The 22,838-nt window shown below is 40.5% G+C and carries 16 protein-coding genes; 13 read left to right on the forward strand and 3 right to left on the reverse strand.

Annotated features, from left to right (window positions below; genetic code table 11):
* The first annotated feature begins 171 nt into the window (after positions 1 to 171).
* The 6 genes from BLU33_RS09520 (at position 172) to BLU33_RS09545 (ending at position 7,136) form a co-directional block, all read left to right on the forward strand.
* Complete coding sequence (locus BLU33_RS09520; protein WP_157682101.1) at positions 172 to 858, forward strand: sensor histidine kinase; 687 nt, start codon at positions 172 to 174, stop codon at positions 856 to 858.
* Complete coding sequence (locus BLU33_RS09525; protein ID WP_172829234.1) at positions 855 to 1,553, forward strand: LytR/AlgR family response regulator transcription factor; 699 nt, start codon at positions 855 to 857, stop codon at positions 1,551 to 1,553. Before BLU33_RS09520 ends, BLU33_RS09525 begins: the two co-directional genes overlap by 4 nt.
* A gap of 30 nt (positions 1,554 to 1,583) precedes the next feature.
* On the forward strand, positions 1,584 to 3,857 hold the full coding sequence (locus BLU33_RS09530; protein ID WP_197684587.1) for a CocE/NonD family hydrolase: 2,274 nt from the start codon (positions 1,584 to 1,586) through the stop codon (positions 3,855 to 3,857).
* 164 nt (positions 3,858 to 4,021) lie between these two features.
* On the forward strand, positions 4,022 to 4,705 hold the full coding sequence (locus tag BLU33_RS09535) for an SGNH/GDSL hydrolase family protein (protein WP_091371641.1): 684 nt from the start codon (positions 4,022 to 4,024) through the stop codon (positions 4,703 to 4,705).
* A gap of 25 nt (positions 4,706 to 4,730) precedes the next feature.
* Positions 4,731 to 6,401, forward strand: a complete 1,671-nt coding sequence (locus BLU33_RS09540) for an alpha-amylase family protein (protein WP_091371643.1) — start codon at positions 4,731 to 4,733, stop codon at positions 6,399 to 6,401.
* A gap of 153 nt (positions 6,402 to 6,554) precedes the next feature.
* Positions 6,555 to 7,136: an RNA polymerase sigma factor gene (locus BLU33_RS09545; RefSeq protein ID WP_091371645.1), complete on the forward strand. Its 582-nt coding sequence runs from the start codon at positions 6,555 to 6,557 to the stop codon at positions 7,134 to 7,136.
* Positions 7,137 to 7,177: 41 nt separating this feature from the next.
* On the opposite strand, the gene BLU33_RS09550 is transcribed toward BLU33_RS09545, so the two are convergent.
* The gene (locus BLU33_RS09550) at positions 7,178 to 8,536 is read right to left on the reverse strand and encodes an MFS transporter (RefSeq protein WP_091371647.1); all 1,359 of its coding nucleotides are present in this window, start codon (positions 8,534 to 8,536) and stop codon (positions 7,178 to 7,180) included.
* Between the two features lie 210 nt (positions 8,537 to 8,746).
* On the opposite strand from BLU33_RS09550, the gene BLU33_RS09555 reads away from it, so the two are divergent.
* The 6 genes from BLU33_RS09555 (at position 8,747) to BLU33_RS09580 (ending at position 19,738) form a co-directional block, all read left to right on the forward strand.
* Positions 8,747 to 9,949, forward strand: a complete 1,203-nt coding sequence (locus BLU33_RS09555; protein WP_091371649.1) for a FecR family protein — start codon at positions 8,747 to 8,749, stop codon at positions 9,947 to 9,949.
* Positions 9,950 to 10,157: 208 nt separating this feature from the next.
* A complete protein-coding gene (locus tag BLU33_RS09560; protein ID WP_197684588.1) occupies positions 10,158 to 13,475 on the forward strand; it encodes a TonB-dependent receptor in 3,318 nt (1,105 codons plus the stop codon).
* A 22-nt stretch (positions 13,476 to 13,497) separates the two neighbouring features.
* Positions 13,498 to 15,120, forward strand: a complete 1,623-nt coding sequence (locus BLU33_RS09565; protein WP_091371653.1) for a RagB/SusD family nutrient uptake outer membrane protein — start codon at positions 13,498 to 13,500, stop codon at positions 15,118 to 15,120.
* 25 nt (positions 15,121 to 15,145) lie between these two features.
* The gene (locus tag BLU33_RS09570) at positions 15,146 to 16,282 is read left to right on the forward strand and encodes a SusE domain-containing protein (RefSeq protein WP_091371655.1); all 1,137 of its coding nucleotides are present in this window, start codon (positions 15,146 to 15,148) and stop codon (positions 16,280 to 16,282) included.
* A gap of 55 nt (positions 16,283 to 16,337) precedes the next feature.
* On the forward strand, positions 16,338 to 17,516 hold the full coding sequence (locus BLU33_RS09575) for a glycoside hydrolase family 76 protein (protein WP_091371657.1): 1,179 nt from the start codon (positions 16,338 to 16,340) through the stop codon (positions 17,514 to 17,516).
* A gap of 65 nt (positions 17,517 to 17,581) precedes the next feature.
* Positions 17,582 to 19,738, forward strand: a complete 2,157-nt coding sequence (locus BLU33_RS09580; protein ID WP_091371659.1) for a GH92 family glycosyl hydrolase — start codon at positions 17,582 to 17,584, stop codon at positions 19,736 to 19,738.
* A 28-nt stretch (positions 19,739 to 19,766) separates the two neighbouring features.
* Here the strand turns inward: BLU33_RS09580 and BLU33_RS09585 are convergent, their stop codons facing one another.
* Together BLU33_RS09585 and BLU33_RS09590 are read right to left on the reverse strand one after the other, a co-directional pair.
* Entirely contained in the window at positions 19,767 to 21,383 is a 1,617-nt protein-coding gene (locus tag BLU33_RS09585; protein ID WP_091371661.1) for a Na+/H+ antiporter, read from the reverse strand.
* Positions 21,384 to 21,765: 382 nt separating this feature from the next.
* Complete coding sequence (locus tag BLU33_RS09590) at positions 21,766 to 21,939, reverse strand: DUF3606 domain-containing protein (protein WP_091371663.1); 174 nt, start codon at positions 21,937 to 21,939, stop codon at positions 21,766 to 21,768.
* A 252-nt stretch (positions 21,940 to 22,191) separates the two neighbouring features.
* Between BLU33_RS09590 and BLU33_RS09595 the strand changes: the two genes are divergently transcribed.
* Complete coding sequence (locus BLU33_RS09595; RefSeq protein ID WP_091380379.1) at positions 22,192 to 22,821, forward strand: hypothetical protein; 630 nt, start codon at positions 22,192 to 22,194, stop codon at positions 22,819 to 22,821.
* Positions 22,822 to 22,838 lie beyond the last annotated feature (17 nt).

Raw genomic sequence — 22,838 nt, forward strand, 5'->3', positions numbered from 1 at the left:
AAGCTAGATTTTAACCAGCTATTAAAACGGATTGTTCCGGCAATTTTTGTAATGGGTTTGGCCTATTTACTGGTGACGGTAATTAAAAGTTATTTATTCAGATTTTGGCTCGCGCCTGACAATGTACCGGCATTTATGATTTTTTTTAGGCTTAATTGGGCGATTATGTTAATGGCCGGTATAAGATTAATGGCCATTTGGCTGCTGGCTTATCATTTGTACCACTATGCACAGCGGGAGATCAATATTGCAAAAGAAAATGCCCGTTTAGCCATCATTGCCAAGGATGCACAGCTTAGTAGTTTATCGGCACAACTTAATCCGCACTTCCTGTTCAATTCATTAAACAATATAAAGGCCCTGGTGATTGAAAACCCCAAATCTGCACGAAGGGCAATAGACTTATTATCTGATCTGTTACGGACGGCACTTTACAGCGACGATGTGTTACTAACTACTGTAAAGGATGAACTTGCCCTGGTCAAAGATTATTTTGAGCTGGAAAAATTACGCTTTGAAGAACGTTTGCAGTTTTGTATTGAGGCAGATGATCGATTGAATAATGCATTGATCCTGCGCTTCAGCATCCAAACGCTTGCAGAAAATGCGATAAAACATGGCATTGCCAGGCAAAAAAGCGGAGGCCTCGTCAGCGTAAAAGTTGTAGTGGTGGATAATTACATTAATATCAGCGTCCAAAACCCGGGAGAATTTAATATGGATGAACAAAATGAAGGTTTAGGAATTAAGAACTTAACTGAGCGTTTGCAGCTGCAATATAAAGGTTTGGCAAAATTCGGTATCATTAATGAGGCAGGAGGAAATGTCTTATCAACCATACTTATCCCACGCTCATGAAAAAGATAAAGACTATTATCATAGATGATGAGCGTACCGCCAGGGATGAAGTAAAAAGGCTACTGGAAAATTATCCTGATTTTGAAATAATAGGTGAGGCCAAGGATGCGGATGAAGCAAAACTACTGATCGAATTAAAACAACCCGATTTGCTTTTTTTAGATATACAAATGCCTGAAAAATCAGGGTTTGATCTTCTGGAATCGTTGGATAAGGTGCCTCAAGTGATATTCCTTACTGCATTTGATCAATATGCTGTTAAAGCTTTTGAAGTGAGTGCTATTGATTATTTGATGAAACCGGTACGTGAAGAACGCTTTGCTAAAGCTATTGAACAGCTAAGATTAAAAGTAGCAAATACTACAGTCGAGAGTCAGATCTTTGTTAAAGACCGTCAGCAATATCACTTTATCAGTTGGAGCAAGGTATATTTAATAGAATCAATGGATAATTATGCACGGTTATATTTTGATGATAAAAAGGTGTTCCTCAAAAGCTCATTAAACCAATTGGAAAAAAAGCTTGACGAAGCTGTTTTTTTCAGGATAAACCGGGCACAGATCATTAATATACATTTCATCGATAAAATAAACATAGTGCAGGGCGGCCGGATGAACATCAGCATGAAAACAGGTGAGGTGTTTGAAGTATCCGAAAGGCAGTCGGTAAAGCTCAAAAATATGGGGCGAACGTAATCAACAATTAAAAAAATTAAGACTAAAATTATGAACAGAAAACTCTGTATGGCATTGTTATGCCTTATTATAGCCAATTATTGTATGGCGCAGCAAATCTATTTTACAAAAGTGGCTGCAACTGATAGTGTAGCAATAGCCCGGCAAATGCCAGGATTGACTACTGAAGTTTTATCGAAATATAAAAGTCAGGGCAATCAGGAAAATTACCTTGATAATTTATTCCGGCTGCAAATACTTGCAGGGAAGTATGCTGATGCAAAAGTGACCATTATCTCTTTACGCCAGTTCCCGGGACCGACAAACCTGCAATACCTACAGGATGAGTTATTTGCTGAAACAAGATTACAGCAGATGAAAAATAACACATCTTTTAAAATGGAGTACGTCCAGTTATTCCGGGGCTTATTTAAGGGATTGAATGATAAAAGCGCCTATAAAAGTTATAGGTCATTTATTTCATCTGATGGTATTGATGAACTGAAAAGCGATTTTCAGAACTCGCTGCTAGTTACAGAGAAAAAAGACAGCCTTACTGTTACTGATGCAATATCGCTCTGCAGAAACTATTATGTGCTTCAGCTTTATCAAAATGTTGAGGTGATTTCAAAACCTTTAATTAAGGAAGATTGCAACAGACGTTATGTTATTGAGGATAAACTTATAAAAACTCCGGACGGTGCTTTGATCAATGCTGTAGTTGTATTAAAAAGGGGAGTTAATATTCCGCAGCCGGCTGTTTTGCAATATACTATTTATGCCGATAGCAGCAATTGGACACGGATTGTTGAACCTGCTGCCTATGGCTATGCCGGTGTAATTGCCTATACCAGGGGGAAAGGCCGAAGTCCGGAAAAGATAGTCCCGTATGAAGATGATGGTAAAGATGCCAATGCGATAATCGACTGGATAAGCAAACAAGCCTGGTGCAACGGTAAAATAGGTATGTATGGTGGTAGTTATAATGGTTTTACCCAATGGGCTGCTGCTAAATACCATAACCCAGCGCTTAAAACAATTGTGCCATATGTAGCTGCAATCCCCGGTATTGGCTTGCCGATGGAAAACAATGTTTTTATCAACGCCAATTATGGCTGGGCATTTTATGTTACAGACAATAAATACTTGGATGATAAAATATATTACGCCCCGAATCGCTGGCATAACATGAATAGTAACTGGTACACAAGTGGTGCAGCCTATAATAAAATTGACAGCGTAGACGGAACACCAAACCCATTGTTGCAATGCTGGCTTAAACACCCTGATTATGATAAGTACTGGCAGGATCAGGTGCCTTATGAAAAGGATTTCGCAAGTATAAATATCCCTGTGCTAACCTTTGAGGGCTATTACGATGACGGGCAAATCTCTGGATTGCATTATATGCTGGAGCATTTGAAGTATAATCCTAAAGCTGTTCATTATTTGATCATAGGTCCGTATGATCATTTTGGTACACAGCAGGGAGGTGTACCGGTTTTACGGGATTACAAAGTTGATCCGGTGGCATTGATCAGTACCAGGGAGATTACTTTCCAATGGCTGGATTATATATTGAAAGGGAAGAAGAAGCCGGAAATCTTAAAAGATAAGATCAATTATGAAGTAATGGGTAGCAACGTATGGCAACATAAGCCATCTATAGAAAAAATGGCTGATCATCAACTAAAACTGTATTTAACAAACTTTAAAAAAGGTAATAATTATGATTTATCAGCCATAAAACCCAGTAAAAAAAGTTCAGTTAGTCAGGTAATTAATTTTGCGGACCCTAAAATCAGTTACGGGGATTATTATCCTTATCCTATTATAAAAGATAACCTAGACAGGAGTAATGGGCTGTTCTTTATCAGCAAACCGTTTGATAAGCCGGTAGCTGTTAATGGTATGTTCAGCGGTGAATTTAAAGCAATGATCAATAAAAAAGATATGGATGTATGCGCAGCATTATATGAAGTAATGCCTGACGGTAAATATTTTGAATTATCTTATTTTATCGGGCGTGCCAGTTATGCAAAGGATATGAGTAAAAGAACACTGCTGCATCCCGGCAAAATTGAATCTATTCCGTTCACCAGAACAAGGCTGGTGAGCAGACAGATGAGTAAAGGCAGCCGCTTGTTAATTGTTTTAAATGTGCTGAAAAATTCATTCTCCGAAATTAATTATGGTACCGGCAAGGATGTTAGTAAAGAAACGATAAATGATGCAAACACGCCACTTAAAGTAAATTGGTTTAATGATAGTTTCATAAATATTCCTGTTGCGGATGGCGCTGAATCAAAAACTGAATCTAAATAATATGGATTAGTCTGCCAGTTTAATCAGTAATATATCCTGCATAGTATTAAATAAGCTTTAAAAGCAGGGATCTTGGGCTTCCAATGTTTTTATCTAATTAAAAGTAAATATAGTATCGATTTAGCAAAACTTTTTTAGCAAATTGCAGAACCAATTTACCAATTATGATGAAAAGAGCCCTAACTGTACTTGTACTGTTATTTACCATTGGCGCAGCTAAAGCGCAGGACTGGCCCAATCTAAAAAGATATCAGGATGTGAACAGCAAAGTACCGCCCCCTTCTTCCGGCGAGAAAAGAGTTGTATATATCGGCGACTCGATCACTGATTTCTGGATAAATAATGATTCCACATTTTTTGCCTCCAATTCTTATCTCAATCGTGGCATCAGCGGGCAAACAACCGGGCAAATGTTGCTGCGTTTCCGTCAGGATGTGATTGATTTAAAGCCAAGTGTGGTAGTAATACTTGCGGGTATAAATGATATTGCTCAAAATAACGGACCTGAAAGATTGGAGGATATATTCGGCAACATTATTTCAATGGTTGAGCTAGCCAGGGCAAACCATATTAAAGTAGTTATTTCATCAATATTACCGGCCTTTACTATACCATGGCGTCAGGCGATTGATCCCGTGCCACAGATAGCTGCGCTTAATGAAATGTTAAAAACGTATGCTGATAAAAATAAAATAACCTACCTCGATTATTTTACAGCTATGGCCGATGCCAGAAAAGGCCTGCCGGCTAATCTGTCAAAAGATGGCCTGCACCCTAACCTTAATGGTTACAAGGTAATGGAGCCCCTTGCTGAAAAAGCTATTCATGAGGCCCTGAATAACAAATAACACAGGTATACTCAATTATATAATTATGCAAAGGCGACATTTTCTTAAACTTTCCGCGACTACCACAACAGCCATTTTATTAAGCGGGCTTACCTATGCTACATCGACCCAAACCATGGCCATTAATATGCCCGATGAAGTTTGGGCGCAATCAGGCGATGAATGGTTCCGGCTGGATGTTACTAACGGATCTGTTTTTAAGTATAAGGACATTGAAGTAGCGGTAAAGGCAAATAGTAATGCTAAAGGTGTTTACGTTACTTCGCCTACACAACAATTAAATGCTGTCCGTTTAAAATGGAAACATAATACACCATCAACTGCTAAATTCCTGGGCGATCATTGGGAGCGTTCGTACGGCGACCTGCAATGGAAAACAGATAGGGCAGGGGTTAAAAACCCATGGTATGTGATCATATATGATGGCAGGCAAACAGCCTGTTTTGGCGTAAAAACCGGCGCTAACAGTATTTGTTGGTGGGGTTTAGGCGATGATAGCCTGGAGCTTACTTTAGATACCCATTCGGGCGGGAATGGTGTATTATTAGGTAACCGTATTTTGCATGCTGCCGATATTATTGCTACGGATGGAAAAGCCGGCGAAAACCCATTCCATACCGATCACCGGTTTTGCGGCATGATGTGCGAAAGACCTCGTTTACCTAAAAAACCCATTTATGGTATTAACGACTGGTATTTTGCCTATGGCAATAACTCATTCGATCTGATAAAGAAAACCACCACTATGATGGCTGAGTTGGTTACCGATACCAGCAATAAACCATTTTCAGTGATTGATGCCGGTTGGGCCACCTATTCACCTTTATTACCCGGTGATGGCGGCTGGAACGATGATTTCTCAAAGCCTAACGATAAGTTTAAGGACATGCATTTGCTGGGTGATGAGATCAAGAAGCTAGGTATGCGCCCCGGTTTATGGATGCGCCCGCTTTGTGCCCGCCACGACGAAAAAGCAAGTTTACTTGCCCCAAAAATCCCCGGCAGGGATGATCCACGCAATCCGGTGCTTGACCCAACCATCCCCGAAAATATAGAACGCATTAAACACAACTTTGATGTATACAAACAATGGGGCTATGAAATGGTGAAGCATGATTTTAGTACCTATGATATAACCGGGCGCTGGGGCGCAAGTATGAAAGATAGTATCACATCGCCGGGCTGGAATTTTAATGACAGAAGTAAAACTACTGCCGAGATCATTCTCGACCTGTACCGGGCTATTCGCGAGGCCGCGGGTGATGATATTTACGTAATAGGCTGTAATACCATGAGCCATCTGAGTGCAGGCATATTTGAAATGTGCCGTATTGGAGATGATACCAGCGGCAGAGAATGGGACAGGACACGAAAAATGGGAGTTAATACCCTTGCATTCCGCCTGCCACAGCATAATAAATTTTATGCAGTAGATGGCGATTGTGTAGGTATAACCACAGATATAGCCTGGGATAGAAATAAGCAATGGCTGCAATTGCTGGCTGAAAGTGGCGCTCCGCTTTTCGTTTCCGGACAGCCTGAAGCGATGGGCGAAATACAAAAAGCAGCGGTAAAAAAAGCCTTTGCCCAGGCTGCAAAAATTCAACCCTTGGGCGAACCACTGGATTGGATGGATACCATGCAGCCAGAAAAATGGAAGTTGAATAACAGGGAAGTTGATTTTAACTGGGGATAATTATTTGCAATAAACTATATATAATTATAACTTGTTAAAGCACTATATAAATTGCTGTAGCAATTCATATAGTGTATTGTTTGGGAAAAAATATTTGTTTATACGAAATAATACTTATTAAATTTAAAGCGCCAATTATACTTACCTGACGAAGTGATTAATAAATTTATTGACAGTAATAGCATTAAACGATTAATTGCAGGGGATGAAACTGCATTTACAGCAGTATATATGCTTTACAGTGCGAAAACTTATAGGCTAGCCTATCGCTTTTTAAAGGATCAGGGCCAAAGTGAGGAGATTGTTCAGGAAACATTTATTACACTTTGGCTAAACAGGAATAAGCTAGATCCCGATGGTGATTTATGGCTTTATTTATATGTTATTTCCAAACGCCTGTCAATAAATTCATTAAAGCTGATCTGCAAATCAACCGATCAACGGAACGTGTTGATCCGGAATACAATACAGGAGCATAACTCAACCGAAGAAGATGTAATTGCGCATGACCTGGAAGTATTTACTCAAAAAATAATTGAAAAACTCCCCCCGCAGCAACAGTTGGTTTTTAAACTAAGTCGTAATGAGGGGCTCTCCTATAAAGAGATTGCCGAAGAATTAAAGATCTCGCCTAATACGGTTAAAAACCACATGATACAAGCGCTCAAGACACTAAAAACGCATTTAAAAACCGCCGATCTGATTTTTGTGATTGCTGTCTTATTTCACCATTAAGCATTCCCGCTTTGGCAAACAATGTTTGAAAACAGATGGCATTAATGGGCGCTTTTTTTAAGCAGCCTGTAAATAAAAATGACCGCTATCAGCGTGAAACCGATGGAGATCGCCGCGCTTTTGAAAACTCCACCCAGGATCGCATTGTTACTTCCAACTGCCATCGCGCCAAATACTGCAACGCCTATAGCGCCTGCCGTTTGCCGTGCTGTTGTTAATATGGCCGAAGCCGTACCGGAAAGTTTTTTATCGACACTGGATAGTATACCGTTAATCATGGCAGGTACGGCAAGCCCCATACCGGTAGAAATGATCAGGAAAGGAAAAAAAAGCTGCCAATAAGGGGTAGAAGTCCCGGCAACAAACAAGCCGGCAAAACCAGCAGCAAATAAAATAAGCCCTGCTAATATAGGTTTCCAAAGGCCGTAATTATTGATGACACGGGCACTGGCCACATTGGATATCACAAAGCCAACAGTAAGTGGAACAAAGGCAAAGCCTGCCGCCAGCGAGCTATAATGAAGCACTTTTTGAAGATAAAGGCTTAAGATAAATACACTGCCATAATAGGAGCCGTTTAAAACAGCACCGAGTATCAGCAGTGAATTGAAAGAGCCTGATTTAAATAAATGAAGGGGGATCATTGGGTGATGTGTCTTTTTTTCAATGATCAGGAAGATAACAAACATGATTGCACTGAAAGCTAAGCCGCCGATGATCAGTGGGTTTGCAAAACCCAATCGTGGCCATTCAATAATGGTGGCTATCAAAGTAGTGATACCGAGTGCCCAGGTAGTCTGCCCTGCAATGTCAAACTGTTTTGCTGAAACTTTAACTTGCGCATCCACGAGGCGAAAACTCATCAGGTAACCGGCCAAACAGATAGGTATATTGATCAGAAAGATAAATCGCCAGTTGGCCAGCTCAATTAGTAGGCCGCCCAGGGTTGGCCCTGCTGCCATAGCCGCGCTACCCGCGGCGGTCCACAAACCTACGGCCCGCGCCCGTGTGTCGGGTTCGTGTGCAAAACGCTGGTTGAGCAGGGAGAGCGAACTGGGGATCATCATAGCTGCACCGATACCCTGGATGATCCGGGCAATGATGAGGCAGATGGGGTTAGGCGCAAGGGCGCAACCTGCCGAAGCTATCCCGAAAATGATCATCCCGATCTGGAAGATCCGTTTCGAGCCCAACCGGTCGCTAATACTGCCTGCCGAAAGCATGAGCATAGCGAACGCCAATGTGTAAGCATCTATCACCCACTGTAATGTGCTAATACCGACATGATAGGCACCCCCGATCTGCGGTAGAGCAAGGTTAACGATAGAAACATCAAGCTGCGCGACTACAAAAGCAAGACTGGTTACCAAAACCGTCCATTTAAAAGAAGGGGAATTCATAGGATGCTTAAACAAACTTTTAAGCGCGCAAGTTAGCAATCAATTCTACTTGATAGGTTTTATATAACCTGTGAAAAGTAAAAAAACGAGCCATAAAGAGAGATCTTACAAATAATTAATATATTTTTTACTGCCGACTAGTCCTACCCCCTGGTTTTTTTGTTCCTACTATATAAACCAGCCATTTCAGGCAAATTATAAACACCAGGTATGAACAAAGAGCGGCTGCAAGTCTTATTGCACCAGTATTTAAATGATACTATAAGTGAAAGCAATTGTATTGAATTATTAGACTACCTGGATAAGGCCGGTACTGATAAAATTGCCGATGCAGTTATTATTGAATTAATTGATCTGGAAAGTGGCCCCAGCTTTGGAGAACAGCAAACCCATGAAATTTTACAACGCATCCAATCTGATTCACGTTTCAAAAGATCATCTTCCGAAAAAGAAGAGCGCTATAACCTGTTTATAATAAATAGAAACCGCTGGCTACAGGTAGCAGCAGCCATGTTAATATTGATAACAGGTGGTGTACTTTATCTTTTACATCAAAAAAATGTACAGGTAACTAAAAATAATATTGTCAAAGCGCAACAAACGCAAATACTACCAGGTTCAAACAAAGCCTATTTAACCATGGGTAATGGTAAGGTGATCTACCTTTCCAATGCAAACAACGGGGTTTTGGCTAAAACAAATTCAGTTAATGTACTTAAACCACGCAATGGCCAGATTGTGTACAAGGCCAATACAGCAGCAACTGATCAAGCTATAACTTACAATACCCTAACCACCCCAAAAGGCGGTGAATACCAGGTGGTGCTGCCCGATGGTACCAAAGTATGGTTAAATGCAGCCTCGTCATTAAGTTACCCTACTGAATTTACGGGCAAAGAGCGTCATGTTAAACTTACCGGCGAAGCATACTTCGAAGTGGCAAAAAATAAAGACAAACCATTTTTTGTAAGTATTGATGACGTGCAGGTAAGGGTATTAGGAACGCATTTTAACATTGAAGCCTATAGTGATGACCATAATATTAAGGCCACTTTGCTTGAAGGATCGGTGCAGGTAACAAAAAATCAAAATCGTTCATTGCTTAAACCCGGGCAACAGGCTGTTATAAATAGCAATTCAAACAATATTATGATTGCTGATGCAAATATTGATGATGTAATGGCCTGGAAGAATGGCTATTTTATATTCGACCATGATAATATTACCGGTATTATGAAGAAAGTATCGCGCTGGTATGATGTTGATATTGAATACAATGGTAACTATGACGATCAAAAATTTGGAGGTACGTTTTACCGCTCAAAAAGCATTGCAGAGTTATTGCAACATCTGGAAAAGGTAGGTAAGATACACTTTACCATTACAGGAAGGAGGATAATTGTTATGAACTAAATCATTACTTCAAATTAACAATTATCTGTAAAAAATAAACCAGGAGCGCTCGTAACGCCCCTGGCTGTAAAGCTCAAGGCTTTGTCAGATAATAAACAGTTGCAGCTTAATACAATCCATTAACTAATCTAACACTCAAATGTATAAAAATTTTACCGATTTTATTTGCGGTAGGCGACCTTGCCGCATCTATAAAACACTGCTCATCATGAAATTCACCCTTATTTTGCTAATGGTAACCTTCCTGCAGGTGTCGGCGGCAACGTATGCCCAAAAGGTTACTTTAAAGGTTAAAAATGCAACTATTAGGGAGGTGTTCTCAAAAATTCAGGCTCAAACCAGTTACGATTTTTTGTATAATGAAGATGAGTTAAACTTAGCCTCGCCCGTAACTTTAAACTTAAACAACATGAGTTTAAAACAGGCACTGGATATTTGTTTTAATAACCAGCCATTGGTTTACAGTATTGAAAATACTACCATCTTAATTACTAAAAAACCAGTAAAGCCTATTGAAAAAGCAATCTCAAAGGTAGTTACAGGCAAAGTAACAGACAGCACAGGTGCAGCATTGCCAGGTGTTACTGTAAAGGAGAAGGATACTCATAATGCAGTTATTACAGATAAGAACGGAAATTACAGTATTACAGTAACTGAGAACAAAGCTGTGCTGGTGTTTTCCTTTATTGGCTTTTTATCACAGGAGGTGCAGGTACCTGATAACGGTTCAATAAACATAAAGCTTAAAGAATATAATGCTAACCTTAACGAGGTTGTGGTTGTTGGTTACGGCACTCAAACCAAAATTTCATTAACAGGTGCGGTAAACCAGGTTAATGCAAAGGATATTGGCGACAAACCAGTACTTAATGTGTTGCAGGCTTTGCAAGGCGAGTCACCCAACCTTATTGTTCAGCAAACTACGCTCGATCCGGGTAGTGGCGTAAACCTTAATATCCGCGGTGTAGGTACTACTGGCGATAATACCCCTTTAGTAGTTATTGATGGTATTGTGGGTGGTAATATCAATACCCTTAACCCTAATGATGTTGCCAGTGTTTCCATCTTAAAGGATGCAGGCTCGGCAGCTATTTATGGGTCACGCGCAGCAAATGGTGTTATCCTGGTGACTACCAAAAGTGGTAAAATAAATGAAAAGCCAAGTATTACACTCAATAGCAGTTACGGTATCCAGCATCCGGATGTGCTTTTGCACAAGGTAGATGCCTGGCAAAATGCTTATTACAAAAATGAATCGCTGGTAAATTCAGGTTTGTCGCCGGCGTATACCCCTGAGCAGATCCAGCAGTTGCAAGAGCAAGGTAATGGTACCTGGGATGTGCAGCATGTGTTGAAGAACGCGCCTTTAATCTCAGAGAACGCTGCTGTTAGCGGTGGTGGCGCAACCAACTCGTATTTTATTTCAGGAGGTTATCAAAACCAGGGGAGCAATATAGTAGGTAACGGCGGCTCGGGTGCTGATTATGGTTATCAGAAATATAACCTGCGCATGAACCAAACCTCTATTATCGGTAAGTTTAAAGTAAACCTGATACTGAGTTATGATAAAAACCGGAACAAAACAAATACTGTTGGCGATAATAACCTTTTTGCTGATGCAGATCGTGTGCCTTATAATTACAGCTGGCAGGATGCTAACGGCAATTACCTTACCAACCCGGTATCATCACAATTTAACGTATTGGGCGCGGTAAGGGAGGGGGGCTATAACCAAACCGATAACGACGAATTTTTTGGTACGCTTAAAGGTGAGTTAAACATCAGCAATAACTTTAAGCTAACTGGTATAATAGGGGGTACAGTTACCGATAACAGTACCTTTGGTAGAACTATACAGGTTAATGATGTGCCAACAGGTGTGTCAGGTAATAATACCCCTGTATATGATTACAGCCTAAAGCAGCTTTTAATAAATTCACAGGTTTTTGGTGAGTATACCAAGCAAATTAAGGATCATAAGTTTCATGTATTGTTAGGCGTATCAAATGAGTCATTCAACTCATCAGATTTTCAGTTGCAGGAATTATATACCGATCCACAATTGGGTACACCTACCACTGGTACTACGCTTGATGCTGCCAATTCACACAACAGTAATAATAACACCACAGAAACCAGCCTCGATTCATTCTTCGGCAGGGTAAATTATTCGTTTAAAGACCGTTATTTTCTGGAAGGTGATTTCAGGGAAGACGGTTCATCGAAATTTGCATCCGGGCACAGGTGGGGTTTCTTCCCATCAATTGCAGGTTCATGGATAGCTTCCGATGAGACATTTCTGCAACCAATAAAAAGTGTAGTTAATACCTTAAAATTCAGAGCATCATATGGTGTGCTGGGTAATCAGAATGTAAATGCATATCAGTATCAAACTACTTACTTTCCTTATCAAAATGCTTATAGCTTTAACAATGTTATTGTTGGTGGCTCAGGCTATTCTCTAGGTAACCCCGATTTAACCTGGGAAAGAGCGGCTACTTTAAATATAGGCTTGGATGCGGCCTTTTTAAACAATAACTTAAATGTATCATTAGATTATTTTAATAAAACAACCAGCGATATACTTGCTCCCCGTTCAGATGTTCCAGCACTTTTTGGTGCCGGTTTCCCCGATTATAATATATCAAAGGTACAGAACAGGGGTTGGGAAGCTACCGTTTCATACACCCTTAGAACAAACGCTGTTACACAAAGCTTTAGCTTTAATATTGCCAATAACAGCAATAAACTATTGGCCTTTAGTTATGGTGCCAGCCAGCAAATTGTTAACCTGGGCGAATACTCACTGTTAAGGCAGGTAGGTGACCCTGTAACGCAATACTATGGTTATAAAGTTGCAGGCATATTTCAAACCCAGGCAGAGGTTCAAAGCTCAGCAAAACCTGCCGGCTTGAACCTTGCTCCCGGCGACCTTAAATATGTTGATGAGAACAAGGATGGTGTTATTGACCAGAGGGATATGGTGCCTTTGGGAAACCCTTTCCCCAAATTTACATTTGGTTTTACCTATCGCATAGCAGTGAAAGGGTTTGATATGTCGTTATTTATACAAGGCGTTGGCAAACGTACCGAGCTGATAAGAGGAGAAGATGTTGAGCCATTCCATTATAATTATGGTAATACTTTGTTTGAAAATCAGACTGATTTCTGGACTCCTTCAAACCCGGGAGCTAAATACCCAAGGTTGGCTGCTATCGGGTCTGATTCAAATACCAATAACTGGCGCGATGGTTCTGATATTTATAGCTTCAACGCTGCCTATGCACGGTTGAAAAATGTAAATATAGGCTATACATTTCCAAGGGATATGACCAAAAAGGCCGGTATCGAGAAGCTTAGGGTATCTCTTATAGGTCAAAACCTGTATACCCTAACCAAGCTTAAATTTATAGATCCTGAAACTTCAACATTTGATAATAATACAGGCCTTCAGGCTCCTTCAAACAGCGGACGCTCATACCCAATGCCAATCTTTTATGGCTTAGGACTTGACGTGACCTTTTAATTCACTAAAAATATAACATACCATGAAATATTTTAAAAAATTATTCATTGCAACGTTGGCTATCATAGCTGTCAGCAGTTGCAAAAAGCTTGACCTGGTGCCTACAAATAAGTTTACCGATCAGGACTTTTGGACTACCAGCATAAACGTAAATAACGCGTTAAATAATAACTACAGCCTGATGTATAACAGCAATCTTTATTTTTATAATGATGATATGTCTGACAATGCATATGGCAGTGGTAACGACCCTATAGCTACCGGAAGTTTTAACGCATCAACAGCCAAATTTATTAATGATTGGAAGTATTATTATTCGGCCATAAACTCATGCAACCTGTTTTTGGCCTATGTTGATCAGAATAAAACCTTAGGTGCCGATGTAATTGCCCGTATGAAATGTGAGGTGCGCTTTATAAGGGCATGGGATTATTTTAATTTAATGAGATGGTGGGGTGATGTACCGCTGATCACCAGTGTTATAACACCAGACCAGGCTAAAGTGATTGGCAGGAGCCCGAGAGCTACCGTACTAAGTTTTGTAACCAGTGAGCTGGAAGCATGTGCTGCCGGTTTACCATCAAAAGACCAATATGCTGCTGCTGATAATGGCAGGATAACCAATGGTGCTGCGCTGGCATTGGAGGCCCGAGTACTGTTATATGAAGGTAACCGCATGCAGGACGTAGTAACCATTTGCGAAAAACTAATGAATAACCCATCTACCTATGGAAACTACTCATTAGCCAGCAATTATGGTGCTTTATTTAGTGATGCAACGGTGAACAAAACAAATACTGAAACTATGCTCGCCTTACAGTATTCATCGGGTACAACAGGCAGGGCATGGTCTGAGGATTTTGATTTTGCGCCGATATCAACGGGTGCCCGAGTAAATAGTCTCGCACCAACACAGGAGCTGGTGAATGATTATATCATGACCAACGGAAAACCTATTACCGACCCTACATCAGGCTATGATCAAAACAATCCTTATGTAAACCGCGACCCAAGACTTACCGCTACCATTGTATACGATCAGTATAAATGGTTAAATCCCGATGGCACCACACAGATCATCTACATAAAGCCAGGAACAGATCCGAATAAACCGCCGCTTAATGAATATGCACCGGGGAACGAAGCGGTTTCACAGTCAGGATACTACTGGCGGAAATATTTCGACCCTAATCACCTGCCGGGATTTGTTTCCGGCTTGAATCTGCAAATGATAAGATGGGCCGAAGTTTTATTGGATTATGCCGAAGCTGAAAACAGCCTTGGGCAAATGAATGCCGATGTTTGGAATAAAACTATCATGGCATTACGCCAAAGGGCTGGTTTTACCGATCCTAATGCATTGAACTATCCAGGAAATTCAGATATGACCAATATCATTATGCGTGAAAGGCGCACTGAGCTGGCAATGGAGGGTTTGAGAACTGAGGATATCCGCAGGTGGAAACTTTCTGAAACAGTGCTTAATGGTTATGCGCATGGTGCCAGGTATGGCGATCCAACTGTTGATAATGGATATATAAGGGTGCAATTGCGCCACTTTGATGCTACAAAGAATTACCTGTGGCCTATACCGCAGTCGGAGTTAAATCTTGATAAAAATTTAACCCAAAATCCCGGCTATTAATTCATAACCTATAAAATCGAAAAAAATGAAGACATTAATAAAAATGAGCTTTATGGTTATGATAACCATTATAGCTTTTACTTCCTGCAAAAAAGATACAAGGGCGCTCGACCTTACAGTAGCCCCGGTAACTACGCTTAATGCACCTACCGACAATGCAAGTATTAACCTGCAACCGACAACTGGGCCAAGTATAGTATTTAACTGGAATGCCAGCACTACCCAGGATTTGGTATTGTATGAAGTAGCTTTTGATAAAGCCGGTGGTGATTTCAGCAATCCGGTTTATAAAGTGCTTTCTGATGGATCCGGTGTTCAGGCTCAGGCAACCATCACACAAAAGCAATTAAATGCGATTGCATCAATGGCAGGCATAGCCGCCTCAACTACCGGCTCATTAAAGTGGACTGTTATTGTTTCTAAAGCAACAAACGCTAAACTTAGCACCACCAGCCACACGCTGCAGCTCACCCGTCCGGCAGGTTTTGCTGTCCTGCCCGATTCGCTTTACCTAACCGGGTCAGCTACAGAGCATGGTACCAATGCATCAAAAGCTATTGCATTCAAGAAAACAGGAGATGGTGTATTTGAATTGTATACATCATTACAGGCAGGTACTTATAGTATGATTGATAAAACCACAGGCACGCCAACCACTTACTCCATACAAAACAATATAAATGTTGTGTTGAATGGTAGTACCACTGTAACAGGCAACAAAGCTGTGTACAGGATTTCTATCGATCTAACCAATGCTGCTGCAACGCTTACTCAAATTGTATCTGTTGGCTTCTGGTCGGCACCCGACGGGAAGATCTGGTTTACACTACCTTATATTGGCAATAGCCAGTGGGAACTGGATAACTGGCCCCTGGTTATTCCGCAGGAATCATATGGAGCCGATAGCAGGTATAAATATCAGTTTACAATTATGAACTCCGCTGGGGTACAATCAACTGAATGGTATGGAAGCATCAATTCAGATAATCCTGACCCAAGTTCAACTACGCCGGCATCATACTGGTATATGTACCTGGTTGATAATTCACAGTTTAATTTTTGTTTTAAGATACTGCCTGCAGACAATAATAAAAACGTGAATGTAAACGTGAACTTTAGTCCGGGCTTACCAAACTACAATAACACAATTAGCCTTCATTAATAATAAAAAGGGTTGCGGCGTTAGCTGTAACCCTTTACCCGTTAATTTCTATCTTATGAAAACAAATAAATTTAAAAGCTTCAAGCCTGTTCAAATCATTTGTATTTTGGTGGCTTTGAGCTCCTGCTCAAAAAAAAGTGATTCGGGCGGAGGAGGAACCATCCCTGTAGATACAACAAAACAACACGCTGTTGTTTATAATTATGCAGCATTGGCCGATTCATTGCAAAGCCAAACATATGTGACTTTCATATCAGCCGACCGTAATTACTTTATTCAGAACAATAGCGGTAATAATACCTTCAATTACTGGCCTAATGCGCATATGCTTGATGTATTAACCGATGCATATTTGAGAACCAGCAGCACCAATTATTCACAGCGTATGAAAACGCTGCTTAACGGCATTAAAGCAGCAAATGGCGGAGCATATCCCAATGAATTTTATGATGATATGGGCTGGTTGGCCAATGCGAGCCTGCGCGATTATAATATTACCAAAGATGCCGATTATTTGAATGCGGCTCAGCTATTATATACCGAAATAAAAGGCGGATCAAATAATGTTGCCGGTGGAGGGATAGCCTGGCAACGAACGCAATTGTATTATAAAAACATACCATCTACAGGTAATGCCACCATACTAGCCAGCCGTTTTTATGAATTACAAGGTAATCAGGATGATCTTACCTTAGCTAAAAGTTTGTATACCTGGATGAAAACTATTTTAGTCGATCCCACAACCGGCGTAGTTTATGATGGTATTAACCGTAATCAGGACGGAAAAATCGACAACTGGGTGTTTACCTACAATCAGGGGTTATTTATTGGCTCTGCCGTTGAACTTTATAATATCACAAAAGATCAGATGTATCTTCAGGATGCCATCCGCACAGCAAATAACCTGGTTGCTGATCCGGATCTGGAAGTAGGTGGTATATTAAAAAATGAAGGACAGGGTGATGGTGGATTATTTAAGGGGGTAGCGGTGCGGTACCTGACATTATTGATTGAATTGACTGATCTTGATGCTGCTGATAAAACTAAATATTCGAATTTCCTGCAAAAAAATGCACAAACACTATATATTAAAGGCATTGCACGGCCATCATTGATGATCAGCCCTGATTGGACCCAACAACCATCAGGTAGCACTGACCTCACTACGCAGTTAAGCGGTATGATAATGATTGAAGCGGCTGCCAAACTAAAAGCGGAATCGGATATTCAATAAATGCAGTATTATATGCTTTAAGTCTGTAAGATCATCCCTCTGCCACAAGTAATACAATATTAAAAATGAAAATAAGAAAAAAATATACACTGGGTTTAGCACTAATATTGCTAAAAGCATTTTATACGCCAGTACATGCGCAAACAGCCAATTATACCAAATATGTGAATACCTTCATCGGTACGGCGCCGCTTAATGATCCGAAGATTCTCGGCTATAAATTACCAGAGGGTTGGCGCTCATGGGCGGGATTGGTGTTTCCCGGTAGCTCGATGCCAAATGCCATGGTGCAGTTAAGTCCCATTACTGCATTTGGCTCAGGTGCGGGTTATCAATACGAGGATACCGTTATATATGGCTTTGCACATACTAATAAAGGACATTGGAACCTTTGTAATATACCTATACTGCCGGTTTCAAGTCCGACAGATAATAAATTTGGTTCAAGGTTCAGTCATAAGAATGAAAGCTCGGCGCCCGGTTTTTACCAGGTGTACCTTGACGATTATAAGGTAAATGTGAGCCTTACATCAACCTTAAGATGCGGCTATCATAAATACGAATACAAAAATAATACCGACAGGCAAATACTTTTCGATCTGGCAAAAGCCAATAGCCGTGTAAGCTACTGGACAATTAAACAAGTGGGGGATGATGCGATAGAGGGTTTTCAAAATGGAGAGAACATTTACTTTTATGCCAAACTAAACACTAAAATAGCTAAGCTTGATACAGTTGCGGTAGGGCATCATGATGGTTATGCCATGGTTCATTTAGCTGATGGCAGCAGTGGCCCTGTCGAGCTTAAAATAGGCTTGTCATTTGTTAGCACTGCAAACGCTAAACAAAATTTGGAAGCTGAGATCGGTAATAAAAGCTTCGACGAAATCAGGAATGAAGCTACTAACACCTGGGAGAATTTGTTGTCAAAAATCCAGGTAAAAGGTGGAACAGATAAACAAAAACGGATGTTCTATTCCTGCCTGTACAGGTCATTTTTGTGGCCGGCCCTGCGCAGTGATGTAAATGGAGAATATACTGATGCAAAAAGTCAGGTAGTTAAAGCCGATTTTAATTATTACACCGTTCCATCATTATGGGATACCTATCGAAATAAGGATGTACTGTTAGAAATCATCTCGCCAAAAGTAACGCTTGATGTGATCAAATCTATGAAGGATATCGGGGATAAAACCGGCTTTATCCCTACGTTTTTTCATGGCGATCATGCTGCATCCTCTATTGCCGGTGCTTATTTAAGGGGTATTGATGATTTCGATATCCGGGACACCTATAAACTGTTGTTAAGAAATGCAAATGTAGCTGGTGGCACTCGTCCCTACATTACCGAATACATGCAGAAGGGGTATATATCTGACCCGGATGTAGCTAGTCCGGTAGTAGAGACAAAAGGTAAAGCAGGTGTTTCAACTACGCTGGAATATGCCTATGATGATTACTCAGTTGCCCAGATAGCCAAAAAATTAGGTGATACAGCTAATTACCGGATCTTAATGGCGAGGTCAAAGAATTATAAAAACGTGTTTGACCCGTCGACCCGGTTTATGCGTGGCCGGTTGGAGAATGGAGACTGGGTTAAAAACTTTAATCCGCAGTATCCGTATTATGAATATATGTACCGCGAGGCCAATGCCTGGCAGGTGTCTTTTTATGCGCCGCATGATATGCCCGGGCTGATTAAGTTATATGGCGGCCCCAAAAACTTTGAAGCCAAGCTCGATTCGTTGTTTACTTTGCCATGGAACCCTAATTATATAGCCCGTAACGTGGAAACCATGGTGGGGCAGTATTGCCAGGGTAATCAACCGGATCATGAAGCCCCCTTTGCTTATATATTTATTAACAAGCCTGAAAAGACGCAGAAAATGCTCGATTACATTATGAACAACCTGTATGGTATAGGTGATCAGGGCCTGGAATTAAGCGGGATGGATGATGCGGGGGAAATGTCGTCATGGTATGTGTTTAGTTCATTAGGTTTATATCCATTTTCAGCAACCGATCCAAAGTATATTGTTACCGTTCCGCTTTTTGATGATGTGAAATGGAAAACAAGTACCGGTAAGGTACTTACCATTACCAAACCAAATAAAGGCAGGGTATTAACAGCCATAAAAGTAAACGGGAGAGTGAGTAAAGGTTACTTTGTATCGCACGATTTGTTTAAGAATGGCGGGAATATGGAGATGATAACAAAATAACCCACAAATCAGGAATTTGAAATGAGGCTCATTCTTCGTCATACGCGAAATGCTGCCTCATTTTTTCTTCTTCCAAATCAAGCAGATCCAATTGCTGGCGGATAAGCTCATCACTGATATTATCTTTTTTATTCAGAGTTTTTAACAGGTTTCGCTGTTCCTGCATAATATCAGCCATAATTTTCCGGTAATCCTTGTAAAAAGCATCGGCACGTGCTACACCGTCTTCCTTTTCCCAATCCTTTAACAAGGTCATATCCGCGGTTAATTTAATCTGAACGGATTTCAGCATTTCATTCCCGGCTAATTGATCGGCATATTTTTCCTGCAGTATTTGTAACGAAAGACCGGAAAGTTTTTTGCGGATCAGCTGTTTTTGTTGTTCCATAGATATGGTATAATCCGGATCAGGCATGTTAACCAACCGTACAAGGGCAGGCAGTGTAAGTCCTTGTAAAACAAGCGTAACAAGTATCACGGTAAAAGTGATAAACAGGATCATATCGCGGTTAGGGAATGCAGCGCCCGAGGATAGTGTAACCGGTATGCTCAATGCCGCCGCCAGTGATACTACACCACGCATGCCTGTCCAACCAAGCAATATGGGTGCTTTCCAGCCGGGATTCTTGTCCTGCACGGTAATAAAGCGGGCCATAAATATGGTAAATACAGTTGCGCCAAACGTACTGGCAAAACGGGTTATGATCAGGACTCCGGTAATTATCAAGCTATATATGATCGCGGGTTGCAAACCACCAGGGCCTAACCCCTTAATTATCACTGGCAGTTCAAGGCCTATCAATATAAACACAAATCCGTTCAGCACAAAAGCTACGGCTTCCCATACGTTAACACCCTGTAACCGGCTGCGGTTGCTCAAAAACTGATGCCGCCTTATTGATAAGAATAAACCACCGCTTACTACTGCCAGCACGCCCGAAAAATTAAATTCCTCAGCTATCATATACATTGCATAAGGCGTAATAAATGTTAGTACTATATCAATATTAGTGGTAGTTGGCAGCCACCTGTGGATGGCGTAAAATACCAGCCCAACGGCAATCCCTATTAATATTCCCATCACAATTACCAATACAAAGCTGGTAGCGGCATGGCTAAAAACAAAGCTACCAGTAGCAACGGCTGCCAGCGCAAACCTGAAGATCACCAAACTGGAGGCATCGTTCATAAGGCTTTCACCTTCAACTATAGTAACAAATCGTTTTGGAACTTTGATGTTTTTTAAAATGGCCGAAGCAGAAACCGCATCAGGAGGAGAAATTATCCCTCCCAACAAAAAGCCTGTAGCTAAAGTAAACCCGGGTATTAAAGCCGAAGAAACAAATGCAACCACACATGAGGTAATGATCACTATAGGAAAGGCAAAACTGATGATAACCCTTCGCCATTTCCACAGATCTTTCCATGATGTGTACCAGGCTGCCTCATAGAGCAAGGGGGGCAGAAAGATCACAAATATCAAATCAGGCTTTATCTCTATACCGCTAAGTGCCGGCACAAAACCAAGCGGCAAACCGGCTAACACCAACAAAATAGGGTAGGCGATCTTGATTTTTTGAGCCAGCATCACAATAAACAGGATGACCGATAAAAGAATGGTTAATTGAATGGCCAGGTGATGCATAAACGAAAATACAATAAATAACCTGAATGTTATCCGTAAGACAGCCGGATTAGCTATGAAAAATTGGTGTGATTGCGGCTCACGGCCATTAGAGCAGTATTGCTCATATGCAAAGCCTGCAACTTTTAGTTATCAGATACAATTGTTCAATAGGAGGTAGCCCAAGAATATCTTTTTGGTTTTGAAGCATTAATTTTAAAATTTTAAGCAGAATGGTTAATTAGCTTGGCAATTCTGCTTGAAATTTTAATAATATCAGGTATGTCCGTCAATCATAAAATGTCGTAAGTCGAGAGCCCAAAGTCTTGAGTCAAAATCCAAAAAGAACGAAATCTGGCTTTAGACTTACAGCTAAATACTGTTGACTTGACACTATGGCCAGTTATAAAGAATACTGGAGGTTTTTGACGTAATTTTCTACCGCTGAAGCGAAAGTTCCGCCTTGTTTAAATACGGCGATCAGTTCCTCTTTGGCTATTCCAAATTCTTTCGACCAATAATTTAATTCCTGGTCATCTCCTGTGCTTATTATTTTATCTTGTGTTTGATTTTCCATAATTAAATGATTAATAGCTAATTACAATGTTAGATAATAATTTGGATTTGATTGTTAACTAAACATTAACAATGAGTTAAGTTAGTGTAACTAATTCATCTCGTCTGTAGCCAATCATTCAACTATAACAGATCTGTATCAAGAAAACGCAAAGTTGCACGAATGCTTACATTTACCGGATTAAAATCTGAATTTTAAATACCGCAAATAAATACTATGAAGAAAGCGATATATTATATTTTAACCTCTGTTATGAAAAGAGAAAAACTGCTCGCATTACTAAGCGATAAGGAAGAGAAAGAATTGCTTGCGTTTAAAAAGAGAGGTTATTTGTATGATATCGGCTGGATCAATTCATTAAGCACAGGAACTATTGTTGATCAGTCGGGTAAACCATTGCCCTGGGTTACCTATCCTTATATTAAATTTATAGAAGAAAGGCTTAAGTGCGGTTTTGAAATCTTTGAGTTTGGGAGCGGTAATTCAACCCTTTATTATGCTGATAAAGTTGCCGGTGTGTACAGTGTTGAAAATAATGAATTTTGGTATGATAAAATAAAAAGCACAATGCCTTCAAATGTTAAATTATCTTATTGCGAATTAGTATATGGGGGATCGTATTGCAAATATGCAACTCAAACCGATAATCAGTATGATATGATAATAGTTGACGGCAGAGATCGGGTAAATTGCTGTATAAACAATTTATCGGCGCTTAAATCAACAGGCGTTATGGTACTCGACGACTCGGAAAGGGAACAATATGCCCCGGGTATTAACTTTCTGACTAAAAGAATTGACTTTTGGGGAACGGCTCCTACCGTAAATTATCTGAAATGCACAACCGTATTTTACCGGGATAATAATTGTTTAGGCATATAGCATTTTAACACATGCTA

This window comes from Mucilaginibacter mallensis, from assembly GCF_900105165.1.
GTDB lineage: Bacteria > Bacteroidota > Bacteroidia > Sphingobacteriales > Sphingobacteriaceae > Mucilaginibacter > Mucilaginibacter mallensis.